15 protein-coding genes are annotated in these 19,349 nt (G+C 64.1%); all 15 read left to right on the top strand.

The window, feature by feature from the left end; genetic code table 11:
* Positions 1-231 precede the first annotated feature (231 nt).
* The gene (locus ACOYYX_RS16970; protein WP_422931099.1) at positions 232-1,266 is read left to right on the top strand and encodes a hypothetical protein; all 1,035 of its coding nucleotides are present in this window, start codon (positions 232-234) and stop codon (positions 1,264-1,266) included.
* 161 nt (positions 1,267-1,427) lie between these two features.
* A complete protein-coding gene (locus ACOYYX_RS16965) occupies positions 1,428-1,757 on the top strand; it encodes a hypothetical protein (RefSeq protein ID WP_422931098.1) in 330 nt (109 codons plus the stop codon).
* A 334-nt stretch (positions 1,758-2,091) separates the two neighbouring features.
* The gene (locus ACOYYX_RS16960; protein WP_422931097.1) at positions 2,092-2,628 is read left to right on the top strand and encodes an RNA polymerase sigma factor; all 537 of its coding nucleotides are present in this window, start codon (positions 2,092-2,094) and stop codon (positions 2,626-2,628) included.
* The gene (locus ACOYYX_RS16955) at positions 2,625-3,317 is read left to right on the top strand and encodes a hypothetical protein (protein ID WP_422931096.1); all 693 of its coding nucleotides are present in this window, start codon (positions 2,625-2,627) and stop codon (positions 3,315-3,317) included. The genes ACOYYX_RS16960 and ACOYYX_RS16955 overlap by 4 nt, the downstream gene beginning before the upstream one ends.
* A 364-nt stretch (positions 3,318-3,681) precedes the next feature.
* Entirely contained in the window at positions 3,682-4,797 is a 1,116-nt protein-coding gene (locus tag ACOYYX_RS16950) for a PDZ domain-containing protein (RefSeq protein ID WP_422931095.1), read from the top strand.
* Between the two features lie 290 nt (positions 4,798-5,087).
* The gene (locus ACOYYX_RS16945) at positions 5,088-5,915 is read left to right on the top strand and encodes a hypothetical protein (protein ID WP_422931094.1); all 828 of its coding nucleotides are present in this window, start codon (positions 5,088-5,090) and stop codon (positions 5,913-5,915) included.
* Between the two features lie 111 nt (positions 5,916-6,026).
* Entirely contained in the window at positions 6,027-9,290 is a 3,264-nt protein-coding gene (gene mfd / locus ACOYYX_RS16940) for a transcription-repair coupling factor (protein ID WP_422931093.1), read from the top strand.
* A 316-nt stretch (positions 9,291-9,606) separates the two neighbouring features.
* On the top strand, positions 9,607-12,069 hold the full coding sequence (locus ACOYYX_RS16935; RefSeq protein ID WP_422931092.1) for a peptidyl-prolyl cis-trans isomerase: 2,463 nt from the start codon (positions 9,607-9,609) through the stop codon (positions 12,067-12,069).
* Positions 12,070-12,336: 267 nt separating this feature from the next.
* A complete protein-coding gene (locus ACOYYX_RS16930) occupies positions 12,337-13,134 on the top strand; it encodes an RDD family protein (RefSeq protein WP_422931091.1) in 798 nt (265 codons plus the stop codon).
* A gap of 2 nt (positions 13,135-13,136) precedes the next feature.
* Positions 13,137-14,165: a stage II sporulation protein M gene (locus tag ACOYYX_RS16925; RefSeq protein ID WP_422931090.1), complete on the top strand. Its 1,029-nt coding sequence runs from the start codon at positions 13,137-13,139 to the stop codon at positions 14,163-14,165.
* Between the two features lie 16 nt (positions 14,166-14,181).
* On the top strand, positions 14,182-14,961 hold the full coding sequence (locus ACOYYX_RS16920; protein ID WP_422931089.1) for a hypothetical protein: 780 nt from the start codon (positions 14,182-14,184) through the stop codon (positions 14,959-14,961).
* Positions 14,955-15,710: a DUF4129 domain-containing protein gene (locus tag ACOYYX_RS16915; protein ID WP_422931088.1), complete on the top strand. Its 756-nt coding sequence runs from the start codon at positions 14,955-14,957 to the stop codon at positions 15,708-15,710. The genes ACOYYX_RS16920 and ACOYYX_RS16915 overlap by 7 nt, the downstream gene beginning before the upstream one ends.
* Positions 15,710-16,870 (top strand): hypothetical protein, encoded by a 1,161-nt coding sequence (locus tag ACOYYX_RS16910; RefSeq protein WP_422931087.1) that lies wholly within the window; start codon positions 15,710-15,712, stop codon positions 16,868-16,870. The genes ACOYYX_RS16915 and ACOYYX_RS16910 overlap by 1 nt, the downstream gene beginning before the upstream one ends.
* Positions 16,863-17,954, top strand: coding sequence for an AAA family ATPase (locus tag ACOYYX_RS16905; protein WP_422931086.1), 1,092 nt, complete (start codon positions 16,863-16,865; stop codon positions 17,952-17,954). Before ACOYYX_RS16910 ends, ACOYYX_RS16905 begins: the two co-directional genes overlap by 8 nt.
* Entirely contained in the window at positions 17,951-19,267 is a 1,317-nt protein-coding gene (locus tag ACOYYX_RS16900) for a DUF58 domain-containing protein (protein ID WP_422931085.1), read from the top strand. Before ACOYYX_RS16905 ends, ACOYYX_RS16900 begins: the two co-directional genes overlap by 4 nt.
* The last annotated feature ends 82 nt before the right edge of the window (positions 19,268-19,349 follow it).

The following is a 19,349-nucleotide window of genomic DNA, read 5'->3' as shown; positions in this document are numbered from 1 at the left end:
AGGCAATTTGGGGGTTTCTCGCAATTTCTTGTCGTTTCCGGTTCTCGCAGGTCGATAGAAGAGTCGCTCTCCAACATGAATGCTTCATCGACGCATATCGTCGGTGTCGCTTCATGTTCTCTCACCGTAGCAGCTCGCCGCGCAACCCAGGGCTCGAACCGTAACGAGACACGGATGTTGGTGATCCGGTCGAGCCGGTCGGAAGTGCATCCCTATCGAGGAGAATCGGAGATGACGTTCAGTGCTTTGCTCGTGCTAGGATGGCTAGGCTTGGCCCAGGACCCCGCCGACGCACCGCCGCCCCCGCCGACCGTCCCCGCCGCCGCGGAAGCCCCGGCTCCCCCGAACCCGACGGCCCCGACCGCGGAAGAGCCGCCCCCGGCCCCGACGGTCCCGCCGGCCGCCCCCACGGTTCCTCCGCCCGGAGCCGAGGTCCCGCCGCCGGTCCCCACGCTGACCCCCACCCCGGCCGTCCCGGTCCCGGTCCCGGCCCCCGCCGGTGAGGCCGCGCCGGCGCCCGCCGGCCAGGCGACCGGCCAGATTGTTCCTCCTCCCACGTTTGAATTCACGCTGGGCGGGAAGAATGAGTCGATCGCCCCGGGCACCCAGGGCGACGCCAAGGCTGAGGACGGCAAGGCCGAAATCACCACCGAAGCCAACACCCTCAAGACGGTCGTCACGGGTGCTGCCGGCGCGAACGTCTTCCTCGGAACCACCTCGAGCGCCGTCTACCAGATCCAGGTCGTCCAGGAGTTCGACATCACCTGCTCCGACCCGTCGGTCAGCCAGGTGGTCCTAACCCTGGAGAGCGCCCTGAACGGCATCATCCGCAGCAAGCACAAGGCCTCGGCCACCCTCCGCCTGGCGAGCGCGACCATAGCTCCCGTCGGCTGGACGGCGGCCCCGCTGTCGGTCTCGTATCCCTCGTACTCGGTCAGCGGAGCGCAAGGATACAAGTACTCCGAGCCGCAGGCCCCGAGCACCAGCGCCCCGCTGCCGCTCGGTCGCTACGTCATCCAGGCCGACTTCCAGATCGAGACGACGGCCGCCGGCCTCCTCGATGCCCACTCGACGGCGATCTTCGTGCCCGAGAGCGAAGCTCTCGACGCCTGGGAACGCGAGCACGACCCGTTCGCCGGCGACTCGCACGACGACTTCGGCTTCACCGTGACCCTGAAGGCCCAGCCCGCCCCGGGCTACTCGGCCTCCAAGAAGGCCGCGAAGGGCCGCCTTGCCGCCGCCCCGGCCGCGCCCGTCGCTCGCTGAGTTCGACCAAGAAAGCCCGAGCTTTCACGACGGCCCTGTCGGCGGCCCCTCGAAACGAGGGCCGCGGGCGGGGCCTGTTCGTTTCGAACGACGCACTGGTAGTCCTGAAAGACTTCGGTCATCATCGAGGGCGAGAGAACGATGCGCCGGAGTAGCCTCCGATGGAGACGCGAACGATCCCTTGCAGTTGCCCCGGATGCGATAAGGCGGCGATCTACAAGATCGCGGCTCGATGGAGCGACGGCCGCTTCAGCGAGTTGAAGACCTACGCCCTCTCCTGTCTCGACCACTTCGGCCCTCTCTATCGCAGGGCCATCGATCAGCGTTCCACCTATACCCAGGCGCCGCACGAGATCTTGGGCGAGGTCGGGATCTATCGTTGCGGCAAAGGTCTGAAATCCGACCCGTCCGTTCGCCTCCGCATGCTCGAAGATCGCTCTGGCTCGATGGACCGCCTTGGAAAACTGCCGCGGAGAATTGGCTCGATCTGAGAGTTGGGCCTGAATACGTATGAATCCAGTCGATGAATGCCTGGAATTCTCATGCGGGATTCCAGGCATTCTTCGACTTTGATCGGCCATGCAACGCGTATGGAAATCCCGCCGTGTCGCAAAAGGTTCCGAATCGGACCTATCCACTTCTGTTGACATCGCTTGCGACGAATTGTTCGCAATTGTTCCGATGCCGAAAGTCTGCTCAACGCTCGACGGCGAAAGTTGGAAGTCCCTAGATTTCCCAACGAAGCTATCGCAAGGTTTGGGGGATGGCGGTAACTATCCTTTCGCCATGAATGAAGCCAAGGCCGTAGACACTGAGGATAGTGCCGTGGGAGTGCCGATCGACTGGGCGACCACGCTGGCCAAACATGATCGCTGGCTTCGGATCACCGTCGGGGCTCGCCTGGGCGAGCGTCAGGCGGTCGACGAAGTGATGCAAGAGGTCGCGCTGGCGGCCGTCGAGCAGAGGGCGCCACTGACGGACGTGGCCAAGGTAGCAGCGTGGCTCCATCGCCTGGCCGTCCGGAAGGCGTTGCTCTATCGGCGTCACCGGGGCAGGCAGAGCAAGCTCGTCGACCGATTTACGCTCCGCATCACGAACCGGACGGGCACCAGCCCGACGCGGGATCCGCTGGACTGGCTGCTCCACGACGAGAGGTTGCGACACGTGCGCGATGCGCTGGGCCGTCTCTCGCCGAGGGATGCGGAAATCCTGATGCTCAAGTATTCCGAAGACTGGTCGTACCGCCAACTCGCCGAGCACCTGGGGACCAACGTGAGCACCGTCGAAGCCCGGCTCCACCGGGCCCGAGGCCGGCTCCGGACCGCCCTGGCCGCGATCGAGGATCGCGAGGTCTTGACATGAACGCATCGTTTCACGAACCAATCACGCCGGATGACCGCTGGATCGACAGGCTCGTCGACGGCGAGCTTTCTCCCGCGGAGCGGGCCGAGCTCCTGAAGACGCTAGACGCCTCTCCGGATGGCTGGAGACGCTGCGCCCTCGCATTTCTCGAGGCGCAAGCCTGGCGGTCCGCCATGCAGCCCTCGGTGGCCTCTTCGAGTTTCGACACGCATCCCTGGGAGGAAACCCCTGAGGAAATTCAGACCTCGCGGCCGCCCCGCATATTGAAACTGCCGACGCAGGCCGCAGCCTTGCTTCGCACGGTTGCCCTTGCGGCCTGCCTCTTCCTTGCATTTGCAATGGGGAGGATGGGGGGCGAGAGAACACCCTCGGCCTCCGTCCCGGTGGTGATGCAGGAAGTGCATTCGAGTCTCACCTCGAATCCATCGCGAGGCGAGTCCGCCCCGAAGCCGGCCGTCCTGAAAACGGGCGTGGAAGACGTTGCTCCTGATCGTGTCGAAGTCGACCCCAAGTGGCTCGCCACCATACCCAATCCTGTGCCCGAGCATGTCCTCCGTCAGTTGCAGAGGCGCGGCTATGAGGTGGAGCAGCACGAAGCGGTCCTGACAATGCCCCTCGGCGATGGGCAGAGAGTTCATGTACCCGTCGACGAGTTCCAGGTTCGCTACGTGGGCGACAATAGCCTTTAGCCCGACAGGCACCTTTCGTGGAGATCGGCGATGGGATCGGAAGTTCTCATGAATGCGTGAAACCTTCCAGGCTTCGTCGGGACGTGATCCATGCGATCGGGCGGAAACATGCGGGGTGTTCAACGTCCGCCCAATTAAATCTTCGTATGTTCAATCAGTTCCGTAAAGCGTTGCCGTTTCGCGGGCACCGATCGTTTCGCTGCAAATGACCGACCTCACGCTCCACGGGGGATGCGGCGAGGGCCGGTGTAGGTCGAGGTGCGCTCCGAGCATGGCACCGCAAACGTTTCCTTGCGTCGTCGATGTGTCGCGGATTTTGCGGTTTGAGTTATCTGATAAGGTTCCCCTCAACAGGAGATCTCGGATGAAGCGCGTTCGTGTCGCCGCTCGTTTGGTCATGATCGGATTCGTCGGCCTGCCCGGTTTTGCCCAGGGGGGAGAACCGGAGAAGACGAAGTCCGAGGTGAGGGAGACCATCACGGTGGTTGCCGATGCCGTGAAGGTCGAGCCGCAGGTTCCTGGCACCGTGAATATCGAGGAAGTTCCCGCGTCAATCCGGCTGGAGACGCAGCCCCAGTTCCAGTTCTATGACATGGCCGGCAAGGTGTTCGGCATCTCCACCCCCGGCGAGATCAATGATTCGGGACTGGAATTGCAAATGGTGGATGGAGCCGTTCGCAGTCAACTTGGGCTGCAAGAAGGGCAGGGTTTGAGCGTCGCGTCAGTCGCTCCCGGGAGCCCGGCTGCCCAGGTTGGTCTGGCCAGCAATGACCTGCTGCTCACCCTCGATGGCAAGCCGCTCGCCAAGCCTTCCGACTTGTCCGAGCAGCTGAAGGCCGCGGGAGAGAAGGACGTGACGCTCCGGATCCTTCGAGCCGGCAAGACGATTCAGCTTCAGGCCAGGCCGGTGCTCAAGGTCACGTTGGGGGCCGTACCCAGTGACGCCCAGAACTTCTTCATCGGAGTGACCAGCGAGCCGGTCGACGCGACCCTGAGGTCGCAACTCAACCTGGAATCCGACGGCGGGCTCGTCGTCCGGACGGTTGAGCCCGAGAGCCCGGCCGCCAAGGCGGGGCTGAAGACCTTCGATATCATGGTCTCGATCAGCGACCAGAACCTGAAAGATCGCGAGGCGCTCGTTGCCAAGATCCAGGACTCGAAGGGAAAGGCCATGCCGGTCAAGATCCTGCGGGAAGGCAAGGTCCAGACCCTGGAAATCACACCTGTGCCTCGTCCCAATGTGACGGCGAACGTGCGGTTTACCCTCAATCGTCAGCCCCCGGTCATCCGCATGATTCGTCCGACCGAAACGAATCCGGCAAATTCGTTCGTGACGGGCTCCTTGTTACGATCTGCCACGCAGGCCAATCTCGCTAACGATAAGCAACTTGCCGACGTCGTCAAGGAATTGCACGAACTCCGTCAGGTTGTCGAGAAGCTCCAGAAGGCGCTCGACAAGAAGGAAACCCCCGAGAAATAACTCTCCGAATCGCCTCCAAACGAGTTGCCAAGTGATTCGACTCGAGGACCGCTTCATCCCCACACCGATCACTCGATGCCGAGTGCTTGGAGTTGGGGGTGGAGCGGTCGGTTTCATTCTCGAGGTTGAAAAATCAGGCCGATTCGAGCCAAGATTACACATTGGCCGTCCTCACCGGACGCGATTGCCCGATTCGGGGCATTCTGGTAGAGTCCCGGCCTTGAGACTCCAGGACGAGGGTCGACCCGGGCGAAAACGTCGGCCGGGGAGCTTGCAGGGAGGCTTCCACCATGAACGCCCTCGAACACGCGATCTGGTTCGTGGGTGACCTGGATGACCCCTGGGTCGCGAACCTCGCCGACGCCTTGCCCCAGGACGTCACCCGCATTCCGGCGCAGGATGACTGGCTCGAGGCAGTTAACGCTCTCGGCGACGCCCTGCCGAGCCTGCTCGTGCTGCATCGAGCAACCTTGACGCCCCGAGACGTCGAGCGGCTCAACAATCTCCGCAACAAGCGAGACCCCAGGCCGGGCATCATACTGTGCGTCAGCCCGTATGCGCGTTATGCCGATCTCGAGCGTTGCTCCGAGTTCGTCGATGTCGTCCTGCCCGAGGCCACCGCCCGCGACACGATCCTAAGGCATCTCGCGGAACGAACGGGCAGGGGGGAGTCGTTGGCCTCGTCGCCGAATCGTGCGCAGATTCAGGTCGTGAGCAGCGACTTCGAGCTCCGTCAGACCCTGGCCACGGCCTGCGTGATCGCCGGGTATCGCGCGAGGGGCGTGGCCGGCTGGACGGAGGTAAGCCCGGGGGGCGTGGTGGTCTGGGATGTCCCCGTCCTCGAGAGGGATTGGCTCGAGACACTGAGTCGACAGTCTCCCCTGTCTTCTGTCATCACGCTCCTGGGGTTCGCCGATCGGGCGATGGTCCGTGAGGCGCGAAGTCGAGGGGCGTCGGCCTGCCTCGAGTCTCCTTGCGAATTGGCGGATCTTTTCTTCGTCATCGAACGACTCTCGACCTCCCGCATCGAACCGGCCCACGGTGTCCCGCCGCCTCCCGTCTCCAGCAGACGACCGACGCGCACAGTAGTCGATCCTCGACGCGATCCCTACAATTGATCCGCTCGGGAGTAACACCCTCGGCATCAATGCTGCGGTAGCACGGCTGTTCCAGGCGAACCTTTGGCGGCACTCGGCGATCCTTCGTAGGCTCCGTATCCTTTCAATCCCATGAGCAAGGTCTCCTCAAAGGCTCCGGGCACGGTCCGAGAACTCAAGGATCTGACTCGCCAGATCCAGCGGACCTCCGGGTTCCCGGAACTGCTCGCCGCGCTCAAGAACGGCCAGAGCGGCACGATCGATGGCGCATGGGGCTCGGCTGCGCCGCTCGTCTCCGCCGCGCTCGGACTGCACGCTCCTCAGACTTTAGTGATCGTGCTTGCGCACGTGGGGGATGTCGACGACTTCCGCGACGATGTGGCGACCTTCTCCGGCGTCATGCCCGAGGTCCTGCCGGCGTGGGAGCGGCTCCCTCGCGAGGCCGATGCCGGCGACGAGACCTTCGGCCGGCGCCTCCGGAACGTGAAGCGGCTCGCCTCGGAGTCGCCCCCACGCTTCGTGATCGCCCCGTTCCAGGCACTGCTCCAGCCGGTTCCGACGCTCGAGGCCCTGGAAAAGGCCTCGCGGACGATCCGGGTGGGCGACGTGATCCCCATCGAGGAGATCACCTCCTGGCTGGTGGATCGGGGCCTGGCGCGTGCCGAAGTTGTGGAGGTCCCCGGAGAATTCAGCCTCCGCGGCGGCATCCTCGACGTCTTCCCGGCCGATTCGACCGAGCCGGTCCGCATTGAGTTCTTCGGCGATGACGTCGAATCGATCCGTCCCTTCGACCCGGAAACACAGCGCTCGCTCGGCCGCTGGGACTCGGTCATGCTCACGGCCTCGCCCAAATACGACGGCGACGACCTTACGAGCCTTGGGCACGTCGCCGACATCTTTCCGGAAGGGACCTGGGTCGCGCTGCTTGAACCGAGCGACCTCAAAGAGGAGGGCCGCCACTACCTCGGCCGCTCGGAGGATCCCCGGGGCCTGTACACTGTCGAGAGCACGCTGGCCAAGCTCTTCCGCAAGCCCTCGATCACCGTGGCCACGCTCTCGTCGGATTCGCTCGAGGCGACCTGCCATCTCCGAATCGAGAGCGTCGAGCGCTTCTCGGGCGAGCTCTCCAAGGTGAAGGCCGAGCTCGACGGCGCCTCCGCGGGAGACCAGGTCCTCATCGCCTGCCACAACTCGGCCGAGGCTGAGCGGCTCAAGGAAGTCTTCGCCGACACGGCGATCGCCCAGACGGGCCGGCTCCAATTGACGGTCGGTCGGATCCGCGCCGGGTTCCACATGATCGACGCCGGGACGCTCGTCATCGGCGATAACGAGCTCTTCGCCCGCGCCGACATCCGACGCCCGACGACCCGTCGGCGGTATGAGAGCCGGGCGATCGACAGCTTCCTCGACCTCAACGAAGGGGACCTCGTCGTTCACGTCAACCACGGGATCGCCCGGTATCGCGGTCTCCAGATGGTCGACAAGACGAGCGAGCATAGCGAGGAAACCCTGCTGCTCGAGTTCGCCGAAGGCACGAAGATGTTCGTGCCGATCGCGAAGATCGACCTCGTTCAGAAGTACGTCGGCGGCGGCAAGGGGGAGCCCCCTCTCTCCAAGATCGGCTCCTCCTCCTGGGAGAAGCGCAAGAAGCGAGTAGCCGACGCGGTGGTCGACCTCGCGGCCGAACTCATCGACATCCAGGCCGCCCGCGAGAGCCGCGAAGGGATCTCGTATCCGGCCGAGGATAGCCACTGGATGGCCGAGTTCGAGGCCGCATTTCCTTACCAGGAGACGCCCGACCAGCTCTCGGCCATCGACGCCATCAAGGAAGACATGGCGAAGTCCAAGCCGATGGACCGCCTGATCTGCGGCGACGTCGGCTACGGCAAAACCGAAGTGGCTATCCGCGCGACATTCAAGGCGATCGACGCGGGCAAGCAGGTCGCCGTGCTCGTGCCGACGACGATCCTGGCCGAGCAGCACCATCGCAGCTTCACAGGGCGGATGGCCGAGTTCCCCTTCGCCGTCGAGGTCGTGAATCGGTTCCGGCCCAAGTCGGAGGTCCGCGAAGTTTTGAAGCGGACGGCAGCCGGGACGGTTGACGTCCTGATTGGCACGCATCGGATCGTGCAGAAGGACGTCAGCTTCAAGGACCTCGGCCTAGTCGTCATCGACGAGGAACAGCGGTTCGGCGTCGAGGATAAGGAATGGCTCAAGTCGCTCCGCTCGACCGTCGATGTCCTCACGCTTTCGGCGACCCCGATTCCGAGGACGCTCCACATGAGCCTCCTCGGCATCCGCGACATCTCGAACCTCGAGACGCCGCCCCCAGACCGCAAGGCCATCGAGACCCGGATCCTCCGCTTCGACGCAGAGACCGTCAAGCGCGCCATCCATCGCGAACTGAACCGCGACGGCCAGGTCTACTTCGTGCATAACCGCGTGCATGACATCCAGAACATCGTGGACAAGATCCAGGCGATCGTCCCAGAAGCACGCATCACGTTTGCCCACGGGCAGATGGGGGGCGAGGCCCTCGAGAAGACGATGCTCTCGTTCATCAGGCGCGACTACGACATCCTCGTTGCCACGACGATTATCGAGTCGGGCCTGGACATCCCCAACGTCAACACGATCTTCATCAACGAGGCCGACAAGTATGGCCTGTCCGACCTGCACCAGCTTCGAGGTCGCGTCGGGCGTTACAAGCATCGAGCATACGCTTATCTGCTCCTCGAGTCGGACAGGCCGGTGACCCCGAACGCCGTCAAGCGTCTCAAGGCCATCGAGGAATTCACCGAGCTCGGAGCCGGCTTCAAAATCGCCTTGCGTGACCTCGAAATCCGAGGTGCGGGCAATATCCTGGGGGCCGAGCAGTCGGGGCACATCGAGAGCGTCGGGTACGAGCTTTATTGCTCGCTCCTCGAGACGGCCGTCCGGGCCCTGACCAAAAAGCCGACCCGGCCGATGTTCGACTGCTCGATCGAGCTCTCCTGGCGTGCGTATCTGCCGAAGGATTATGTGCCTGGGCCTCGCGTCAAGGTCGAGCTGTATCGCCGACTGGGCCGGCTCAGGAGGATGGACCGGCTGGCCGACTTTCGACAGGAATTGATCGATCGCTTCGGGGCCCTCCCGAATCCGGCAATCAACATGCTAACCGAGGCGGAACTGCGGATCCTGGCCGAGCGCTGGCAGCTCGAGCGGATCCACGTCGAAGACGAATACGCCGTCCTCACCTATCGGAACTCGAAGCGGATCAAGCTCCTCTCCGACCGGAACCCGAAACGCGTCCGGATCGTCGACGAGAAGACGGCCTATGTCCCACTCGATGAAAAACGGCCTCACGGCACGGTCGTCGCCGCGACGATTAAACCTTTGCTGGAGACTCGTTTGTAAAGTCTCCGGAGGCACAGAGCCGAGGTGCTGCCGGTTCGAAAGGCCACGCGTCGAGGGTTGGACACGTCATGCGCATGTGGACCCGATTTCTGGGTCGACCCGTACGATTGCAAGTTTCGGACTTGCGACGACCCTGTGTCGTGGGTAATTTGTCCGACCTCATCTCACCTTGGCTGGACATAAGAATCCGCGCCGACCGATAACTCCAGAATGGCGTGGTTCGCTTCGAACAAACGAACGGACCCAGGCGGTAAGCTAGGAAGGCTAAGCGCTCTGCGTCACGACAGATCTCGATCTCCAAGGACGGAGAATATCCATGAACCGTCATGTCGTCGCCGGACTGATCGGCCTAGCCCTGGTGGGCTGCGCACAGGATCGTTCGGCGACCAATCCACCTGCCGGACCGGGTCAGGGAGTCGGGCCGGTCGGCCTGAGCCCGATCCCGTCGATCCACGAGGCGATTGTCAAGGACAACGCCAACGTCGATCCGGCCACCCTGCCGTCTAACGTCGTCGGGAGGGCGAACCAGCCCTATCCTGGCGTCCCTGCCATCCCCGTGCCGACCCAGACTGCCGAGGCTCAGCCGACGCAGCCCGCGCCGGCGTCTCCGATGCCGGCAGAAGCGGCCGCCACCGCCGAGCCGCAGCCGGCCCCGACGGCGCAGCCCGAAGCCGAGATCGCCTCGTCCGTCAAGGATGAGCCGATCCCGAGCGTCCCTGCCGCCACCGAGGAGCCTGCGGCTCCCGCCGCTGCCTCCGAGGCGAATTCGGCGGAAGCGGGTGCGACCCCCGAGGCTGTCCTTCCTGCGACGGAATCGCCGACTCCGGCGGCCCCCGCGGCCGAGGAAGTCGCCCCGGCGATGCCCGCCGAACCGGCCGCGACGGCTCCCGCTGAAGCCCCGGCCGCCGAGGCCACTCCCATCGCCCCGACGCCCGATCTCAATGCGCCTGGCGCCGACCTGGCCGTGCCGAAGGACGTGATGGAGGCCACCCCGTCCTCCGAATCTACCGCCCCGGCCTTGCCCCAGGAAACGCCCACCGCCACCGAAGCTCCGGCTGCCTCGCCCTCTCCGGCCCCGGCTCCCGCCGAAGTCCCGGCGGCTTCCCCCGCTCCGGCCCCGGCCGAGACGACTCCACCGGCCATCGAGGCTCCGCCCGCTTCCGCCGCGGCGCCTGCTTCGGGGGACTCTTCGGCGATCGAGCTTCCGCCCACGTCCCCGGATGTGGTCCCCGCCCAGGTGGATAAGCCGCTCGCTCCTTCGGGTGCCGAGTCTTCCGCCTTGGTCCCGGGCGAGCCTGGTCCGATCGAACTGCCCCCGACCGGGCCCGAGACGGCGGGGCCGGATGCCACGATTCCCGGCGCTTCCGATCCGCTCGCCATCCCGGCTTCGAACCCGCAGCCGATGCCGACCGAGGCCCCTGCGTCGCCGATCCCGGCGCCGGCAGTCGCGGCCCCCGCTCCCGCCGCGTCGGACGAGCCAACCTTGCCCGACCTGCCGCCCCTCTCCGCACCCGGCTCGGACTCGAAGGAAATGGTGCCGCCCCCGGTGGTCAACCCTTCCGCCAGTGCTCCCAAGTCGAGCGTTCGCCCGCCGATCGTGCCGGCCTCGATCCGGCCATCGACGCCAAAGCCCACGACCAGGCCCGTCACCCTGCCGAAGACCTCGGTGGGGACCAAGTCGGCCGCAGTGAATGTCGGAGCCCCCATCGGGGCTCCGAATTCTTCGGCCGCGCCCATCGATACGAACGTCCAGACGACGTCCAACAGCGCCACGATGCTCCAGTCGAGGCTCGGCGCGTCAGACCTGCTCGAGGCGGGCAAGGTCGCCGCGAGGGTCGGTGACGAGGTCATCACGCTCCACGAACTCACGCTCGGCGTCAAGCAGAAGCTCCGCCGCTACCCGGGTCAGCAGCCCAGTCGCGAGCAGCTCAACATGGTGGCCGCGGCCGTCATGGCGGAGATGATCGAAGAAAGCATGCTGTTTCAGGAAGCCAAGCGTGAATTAAAAAATCCTAAGCAAATGCAAATGTTAATGGGATTTGCCGAAAAATACTGGAATGAAGAAGAAGTGGAACCCATGATCAAGAAGACGGCCTCGGCCAATGTCTATGAGCTCAAGAAGAAGCTCGAAGAAAAGGGTGAGTCCCTCGATCGCATGCATGACAATTACCTCCGTGGTTTCGTAGCGAAATCGTTCATTCAGAATAAGCTCTCGAATAAGTTATCCGTGTCCCTTCCCGAAATGCGCGAATACTATAACGAGCATCTCAAGGATTTCGACCAGCCGGCCATGGTGTCCTGGCGTGAGATCGTCGTCGATTTCAGGAAGTCGGGGGGCCCGGTCGAGTCCAGGAAGAAGGCCCTGTCCCTGATGGCCCGGCTGAGCAAGGGGGAGCCCTTCGCCAAGGTCGCCCAGGCCGAGAGCCAGGGGCCGAATAGCAAGGAGGGGGGACTCTGGGAGACCTCGCCGGGGAGTTACGCCATTGCCCCGGTCAACGAGGCCCTGGAGAAGTTGAGGCCAGGCCAGATCAGCCAGATCATCGAGACGCCCGAGAGCCTGCACATCGTTGTGGTCGAATCCCGGCGAGCGGCCGGCCCCGCCTCCTTCGCGGATGCCGAGATCCAGCGCAAGATCCGGAACTCGATCCATTCCAACAAGCTGCAGAAAGCGACCACGGGCTTCATCGACAAGATCCGCGAACAGACCCCGGTCGTCACCATGTTCGACAATACCGCCAGCGACCCTCGCATCGTGATCCAGCGTATGCAAAAGCGTTGATTGCAAGATCACGCACCTTCCATCGTCACGATGGTCGATCTCCCTCTCCGCCGATCTCTAGACGCTCCGTCCTCTCCTCGTCTTGTTGCATGACACGTATGGAACCGATCGCCTCGATGGCCGAGGCCGGTTGGCCTCCTCGAGCGAGTCTTGAGGTCGATTGCTTTGCCGGCGACGCTCGGGTAGCATGCATTGCATGACGCTGGCTCCGCATGGCCGAGGCGGCGTGGAAGCTCATCCATCATCTGCTGAGGGCGTTCACCGTCGATGGCCACGGCAGCCAAGCCGCGTTTCGAGATACCCCTCGACACTCACGTCCGGCTCGTGACGCCCGAGCGGATCATGTTCGAGTACCCGCTGGCCGGTCCTTTCCGACGCTATTTCGCCTACCTGATCGACGTCGCAGTCGTCTTCCTCCTGATCGCCATCGTCTCTGTGGTCTTACTGCTACTCTCGTCAGCCCTCAGCGCCGGGTCGGGCCTGGGGCCGATCTTCATCGCCTACTTCGTGATCATGTGGGGCTATCGGGGCGCCTGCGAACTCTTCATGAATGGGCAGACCCTGGGGAAGAAGGCCCTGGGGATCCGCGTCGTCTCGGATAACGGCGTCCCGATCACGCCGGCCCAGGCGATCCTCCGCAACCTCGTCGGCTCGCTCGACGGGACGGTCCCCTACTTCGTCCGGCCCGACCTCTCGGCGATGGCCCTCATGTTCGGCCTGACGAGCATGATGCTGACCCGCAAGTTTCAGCGCCTGGGAGATCTCGCCGCCGGGACGATGGTGGTGGTCGAGCGCAGCCAACGTCGCACGGGCGTGATCCGGATCGAGGACAAGAGCGTGGCGAACGTCCTGCCATTGCTCCCGCTCCGAATCGAGGCGGGATCGGAAGTCGCCAAGGCCCTCTCGGACTATGTCCGGCGTCGCGCCCGCTTCGGCAAGGCCAGGCGCGACGAGATGGCCGAGCACCTGGCTCGACCCCTCCGCCGCCGATACAACCTCCCGCCCGCGACCTCGGCCGATGAGGTCGTCTGCGCGGTCTACCATCGGGTCTTCCTCGGAGAGTGACGATGCGGGTTGCCGATCGGCTGGCGCAACGCGAGGGCTCCTGGCGAGAGTTGGACGAGATCCTGGAGAATCTCTCCAGTCGGAAAGTCCCCAGGTCGCAACGGTCGGCGCTCATCCTTCGCCTCGGCGAACTCTATCGCTCCGCATGCACCGACCTCATGCTGGCCGAGGCCCACGACCTGCCCCGGGACACGATTACCTATCTTCATGCCTTGGTGGGTCGGGCCCACAACGCCGTCTATCGGGCCAAGGGTTTCCGGTTCAAGGACTGGGGATTCGTCCTCTTCAACCGGGCGCCGCGCATCCTCAGAAGTGACCCGGCGGTCAAGATCTCGGCGATGATCTTCTACGGCGGATTCATTCTTTGCGCTTTGCTCGCGGCCGGTCAGCCGGATTTCGCCAGGCGAGTGCTCCCCGAGTCGTCCATCGAAGAGATGGAGAACATGTATGAGCAACCGCTCAAGGGCGAGCGGAAGGATGGGATGACACGCGACGATTCGATGATGGCCGGGTTCTACATCCAGCACAATACGTCGATCGGGTTGAGGTGCTTCGCCGGGGGGCTTCTCTTCGGGCTCGGGAGCATCTACGAACTCGCATCGAACGCCCTCCTCCTGGGCACGGTCTTCGGGTACATGGCGACGACCTCGGCCGCCTCGAATTTCTACACCTTCGTGACGGCGCACGCCCCATTCGAACTCACGGCGATCGTCCTGGCAGGGGCGGCGGGAATGCGTCTCGGCTACGGCCTGATCGAGACGAAGGGGGAGACCCGGGTCGCCTCCTTGCATCGCGAGGCGAAGAACGCGCTCCCGGTCGTGTCGACGTCGGTCGTCCTGTTCGTGTTCGCCGCGTTCATCGAGGGCTACGTCTCCGCGTCCTCGCTCGAATACATCTACAAGGCCCTCGTGGCGATCGGCAGTGCCGTAGTCCTGGTCGCCTATCTTGCCCTGGGCGGCCGGACCGTCGAAAATCCGACCGAGGGCAACGCCCCCGCGATCTCGTCCCGGACCGCGCTCTCGATGTCCTGATCCTGGAGTCGTGTACTTGGCCGTTCACCAGACCTGGGTCCAAATCAAGGAACGCTCGTTTCTCGACCTCCTCGACCTCGCCTTGATGGTGGTCCGCGAGCGCCCGCTGACGTTAGGCCTGACGGCCTTGCTTGGTGTGGCCCCCTTCGCGGCGCTCAACACCTGGCTCGCGTCCCTCCCGGAATTCCCCGCGTTCCTGCTGCCTTTCATGTTCGCGGTCGAGGCCCCCTGGGCGACGGCCCCGCTCACCGTGGTCCTCGGAGGCATGATGTTCGGAGAAAGGCCGGGCGTCCCCCAGGTGTCGAAAGCCCTCTCGCGCGCCTTCGTCCCGATGTTCTTCCTGCAGTTCATGGCGCGAATCCTCCTGATGAGTTTCTTCCTGTTCTACATCATCGTGCCGATCAGGTTTGGATTCGTGAATGAAGTGGCCTTGCTCGAGCGAGGGCGCTGGCGGGCGGTCTATCGACGGTCGGCGAATCTCTCCGAGGATTGCGGCGGCGACCTCTTCGGTCAATGGTTGGGCCAATTCTTCTTCGGGGGCCTGTTCGTGCTGGGTTTCTGGGCGGGGACAGGGGCTATCCTCCAGGTCCTCTTCAGCAACGAAACGACCTGGGATCCCCAAACGAAAGACATGCTCGACATCCGCATGCACTTCGCGGTCTGGCTGGCAATCTCCTTCTTCGCCGTGGTGCGATTCTTGACCTACCTCGACCGTCGGATCCGCCTCGAGGGCTGGGAACTCGAGTTGCGGCTCCGCTCGGCGGGACGCGCGTTGGAGGCCGATCGGCGATGGTGAGCCTCGCGACGATAATACTGACGCTGGCATTTGCTGCGACGTGCCAGGACGCGGACGCTCCCGACTCCCAGGTCGATGGGATCCGCTCGGCGCTCAGCAAGAACGAATATCCCTGGTATGACTCCAAGTCCCACACGGCGAAGCCCATCTGGCCCGCCGAGGAATGGTCGTTCGACTGGTGGAAGAGGAATTTCGGCTGGGTAGGCAGGATCTTTGGATGGTTCGGCAGGCTCCTGTCGAATATCCCGAGGTCGATGCGATTCAACCTGGATTTCAACCTCGTCCTCATCCTGTTCATCGGGATCGTATTCCTCGTGATCCTCTGGCTGGCCTGGTATTACTCGCGCGACGTGGACTGGAGTCAGGAGCCGAGGCCGAAACCCGGCGTCAGCCTCGCGATGATCGAGGGGTTGCCCTCCGGGATCCCGCACGAGGTCATCGACTACTGGACCGAAGCCAACCGCAGGCGATCCCTGGGCGATTACTCGGGCGCGGTGGTCTACCTCTTCGCTCACCAACTCCTGATCCTGGATCGGCTCCGGATGGTGAACCTCACCCCGGGAAAGACGGCCCGTCAGATCGTCCGCTCGATCACCGACAGCCGATATCAGGTTTGGATCGAGCCGAGCCTTCGACTGTTCGAAGCCGCTTACTACGGGCATCGCCCCCCGTCTCGCGAAGCCTTCGAGGAGGCCTGGACCTCGGCTGACTCGCTGCAACGAAGCGCCAGCGAAAGGGGCGTCTCCTGATGCAAGGCCGCCTCGGGATCTTGCTCTGTCGCGGCCTCCCGATCCTCGGCCTCCTGGCCCTGGTCGGTTGCGGCGGGGGTATGCTCGATACGAACTATGGTCGCGTCCGGGGCCAGAGCGTGAATGGGACCGGGACCTTCGCCGAATTACTCCGCGAAGAAGGTCATGAGGTCCGGACGGCCTTTCGACTCTCTGACGAACTGAGTGATTGGTCCGATGTCATCGTGCGCTTCGCGCCCTTCCCGGGTCCTCCCCTCAAGGAGGAGGCCGACTGGTATCACCGGTGGCTGAATGGGGGAGCGGGCCGGCGCCTGATCTACGTGCCCTCGGACTTCGTCGCGACGGCCGAATACTGGGATGAAGTCCTCAAGCACCTGCCCGCGGGCACGAGCGAAAAGCGCAAGGAAACCGCGACGAAGAACCGCGACGAGGCTCGCGACTGGTACAAGTCCCTGCCGCCTATCCGGAAGGACGTGGCCACGCCCGAGGAGTGGTTCGCCGTCGCCGCGACGAACGGAGCGCCTGAGGTTTGCAAGACGCTCGGAGGGCCCTGGGGTGAAGTTCTCGACGCCAAGGCCCTCGCCATCACGCGTCACCAGACCTTGAAGGTCGACAGCGAGAGCATCCTCCTCTCTGGGGACGACTTCCCCCTGGCCATCGAATGGATGACCACCAGTGATAGCCAGGTTCTCGTCGTGGCCAATGGTTCGTTCCTCCTGAACGCCACGCTGCTGAACGAGGCGAGGATTCCGCTCGCCATGGATGTCGTCTACTGGTTGGGCACCGACGCCTCGAACGTGGCGTTCGTGGAGGGTAGGTCCGTGGCGGGCGCGGGGGCCTCGAGCCCGTCCGTCTTCGCATTGCTCTGGATCTATCCCTTCGGCTGGGTCGTCGCCCAATTGATGCTCATGGGTTTGATCGCTTGCCTGGCGAGGGCGCCCAGATTGGGCCGCGCCCGCTCGGCCCCAACCTCCGGAGAAGACCGGCCCTCGGCACATCCCGAGGCCTTGGGGGCGCTGTTGGCCCGCGTCCGGAGGCCGAGCGAGGCCCTGGTGGTCCTCGATGCCTATCGGCGTTGGCGGCTCGCGTCGAACTCCCCGCGTAAGAATCAGGCTCCTCCAGAGCCGCTCCCCAAACCCGAGTCGCCCTCGTATGAATGACTTCGATCCACCCCCCGAACCCGAGTCGCTCCTCCCCAGGGAATTGACGTCGATCCCCGAGGCGATCGATGCGTCCGAGCCGGCCGAGGCGACTGAACCCAACATCGAGGCCGAGCCGTCCGGGTCGAATGCGAGCCCCGTCCGGGAATGGTCCCTGCGCGTGTCCGCCGAACTCAACAAGGTGTTCGTCGGCCAGCGAGACCTGGTCCAGGGCGTCCTCGCCGCGCTCCTCGCCGAGGGGCACGTCCTGATCGAGAGCGTCCCCGGCCTGGGCAAGACGCTCCTCGTCCGCGCCTTCGGCCGGATCCTGGGCTGCGAGTTCAGCCGGATCCAGTTCACACCTGACCTCATGCCCTCGGACGTCACCGGCTCCCCCATCTACGACGAGAAGATCCATGACTTCCGATTCCGGCCCGGCCCGGTCTTCACCCAGTTGCTCCTCGCCGACGAGATCAACCGCGCCCCGGCCAAGACGCACTCGGCGCTCCTGGAGATCATGCAGGAGCGACACGTCACGGTAGACGGCGTGAATCACGCGATCGAGCCGCCGTTCCTCGTGATGGCCACGCAAAACCCGATCGAGTCGGAAGGGACTTACAACCTCCCCGAGGCCCAGCTCGACCGCTTCCTCTTCAAGCTCATCGCCGCCTATCCGAGCCTCGAAGAAGAGACGAACATCCTGCGCCTGCACACGCAAGCCCAGGGGCTCGAGGTCAAGTTCGCGACCGACCTCCAGACCGTCACCAGCCCCGATGAGGTGCTGGCGATGCAGCAACTCTGCAGTAGCGTCCTGGTAGATGAACATATCCTCGGATACATCGCCACGCTCGTCCGCAAGACCCGCCAGTGGCCCACATTCACACTCGGCGCCTCGCCTCGCGCCGGGGTCGCCGTACTGCGAGGGGCCAGGGCGGTCGCCGCGCTCGAAGGTCGTGACTTCGTCCTCCCCGACGACGTACAGGCCGTGATCCTCCCCGCCTTGCGACACCGCGTGATGCTGACCCCCGAGGCCGAGGTAGAAGGCCAGGGTGCCGATGAATTGCTGCTGGAACTGGTCCGATCGGTGGAGGTCCCCCTCCGATGATCTGGCCGGGCCGAACGATGGCCAGGGTGCTGCTCCTCCCGGCGCTCCTGTCGTTGTTCCTGTTCATCTCCGACGTCCTGAGCATCGTCGTCATCACGGTCGATGTCCTGATCGGATTCGCCGTCTTGCTCGACCTCACGACCCTCATGGGTGCGACCAGGTTTCGTGCCGAGCGACATTGCTCCAGCGTCGGCTCGATCGGCGAACCCCAGAAGATCGAGCTCAAGATCGAATCCCTGGGGACACGCGGGCGTTTGATGCGGGTGAAGGACGACTTCCCCGAGACCTTCGACGCCGAACCGAGCGAGTTCCTCCTGCGCATCCCGAGGGGAGGGCACGCCGCCGTCACCTACACCGCAACGCCGAAGCGTCGTGGCACGTACACCATGAAGTCGGTCTTCGCCCTGATCGACAGCCGCCTCGGATTCTGGCAGCGTTCCGCGGCGTTCGAAGCCGAAACCGTGATCCGCGTCTATCCCGATATCCGGCAGATCGCCCAGTACACCTTGCTGGCACAGCGCGATAAGCTGAGCACGCTGGGGATGAGGCGGTCGCGGCGGCTCGGGACGGACAACGAGTTCGAGCGGCTCCGCGACTACACCGACGGCGACGAGCCTCGCCACATGGACTGGAGGGCCACGGCACGCCGGCGCAAGCTGACCGTCCGCGCCCACCAGACCAACCAGAGCCAGCGTCTGATCTTCCTGATCGACTGCGGCCGCATGATGGCTGGGGACACCGGCGGAGGCTTCTCCCCGCTCGATCACGCCTTCAATGCGATGCTCATGCTCGCCCACGTCGCCCTGATCCGAGGAGATCAGGTCGGCCTGCTCGCGTTCTCCGATCGGCTTTTGACCTACGTCCCTCCCTCGGGCGGGGCCAAGAAGGTCCGTCGCCTGGTCCATAGCGTCCATAACATCTTCCCCGAGATCGTCGAGCCTCGTTATGACCGGGCTTTCGTCGAGCTCGAGAAACGCTGTCGCAAGCGTTCGTTGATCATCCTGATGACCAACATCTTCGACGATGTGAACGCCGACATCGTCTCCGACCACCTCGTGAACATGGTGGGCCGGCATTTACCGCTAGGCGTCTTTTTGAGGGATCAGGATATCTTCAACATGGCCGATCAGGCACCCGACCAGGGCCCTGGGCTCTACACCGGCGCGGCGGCCGCCGCCATGCTCAACTGGCGTGAACGCGTCCTCGTGGGCCTCCGACATCGAGGGGCGTTGACCCTGGACACGTTCCCCGACGACCTCACGGCACCCCTGATCAACCGCTACCTGCAGATCAAGGCCCGGCACCTGCTTTGATCCCTGCCGTGATCCGATGCGTTCGTGTTCGAGTCTGGCTGGCTCCAATCGCGCAAATAATCCTTCGAACGATGATATTAGT

The organism is Singulisphaera chitinilytica (genome assembly GCF_049331405.1).
GTDB lineage: Bacteria > Planctomycetota > Planctomycetia > Isosphaerales > Isosphaeraceae > PoT.
This window is presented reverse-complemented; position numbering and strand designations above follow the sequence as displayed.

Coding starts and splice junctions, on each gene's coding strand:
- ACOYYX_RS16970 (WP_422931099.1), top strand. CDS start 232: ATGACGTTCAGTGCTTTGCTCGTGCTAGGATGGCTAGGCTTGGCCCAG.
- ACOYYX_RS16965 (WP_422931098.1), top strand. CDS start 1,428: ATGGAGACGCGAACGATCCCTTGCAGTTGCCCCGGATGCGATAAGGCG.
- ACOYYX_RS16955 (WP_422931096.1), top strand. CDS start 2,625: ATGAACGCATCGTTTCACGAACCAATCACGCCGGATGACCGCTGGATC.
- ACOYYX_RS16950 (WP_422931095.1), top strand. CDS start 3,682: ATGAAGCGCGTTCGTGTCGCCGCTCGTTTGGTCATGATCGGATTCGTC.
- ACOYYX_RS16945 (WP_422931094.1), top strand. CDS start 5,088: ATGAACGCCCTCGAACACGCGATCTGGTTCGTGGGTGACCTGGATGAC.
- mfd (WP_422931093.1), top strand. CDS start 6,027: ATGAGCAAGGTCTCCTCAAAGGCTCCGGGCACGGTCCGAGAACTCAAG.
- ACOYYX_RS16935 (WP_422931092.1), top strand. CDS start 9,607: ATGAACCGTCATGTCGTCGCCGGACTGATCGGCCTAGCCCTGGTGGGC.
- ACOYYX_RS16930 (WP_422931091.1), top strand. CDS start 12,337: ATGGCCACGGCAGCCAAGCCGCGTTTCGAGATACCCCTCGACACTCAC.
- ACOYYX_RS16925 (WP_422931090.1), top strand. CDS start 13,137: ATGCGGGTTGCCGATCGGCTGGCGCAACGCGAGGGCTCCTGGCGAGAG.
- ACOYYX_RS16915 (WP_422931088.1), top strand. CDS start 14,955: ATGGTGAGCCTCGCGACGATAATACTGACGCTGGCATTTGCTGCGACG.
- ACOYYX_RS16910 (WP_422931087.1), top strand. CDS start 15,710: ATGCAAGGCCGCCTCGGGATCTTGCTCTGTCGCGGCCTCCCGATCCTC.
- ACOYYX_RS16905 (WP_422931086.1), top strand. CDS start 16,863: ATGAATGACTTCGATCCACCCCCCGAACCCGAGTCGCTCCTCCCCAGG.
- ACOYYX_RS16900 (WP_422931085.1), top strand. CDS start 17,951: ATGATCTGGCCGGGCCGAACGATGGCCAGGGTGCTGCTCCTCCCGGCG.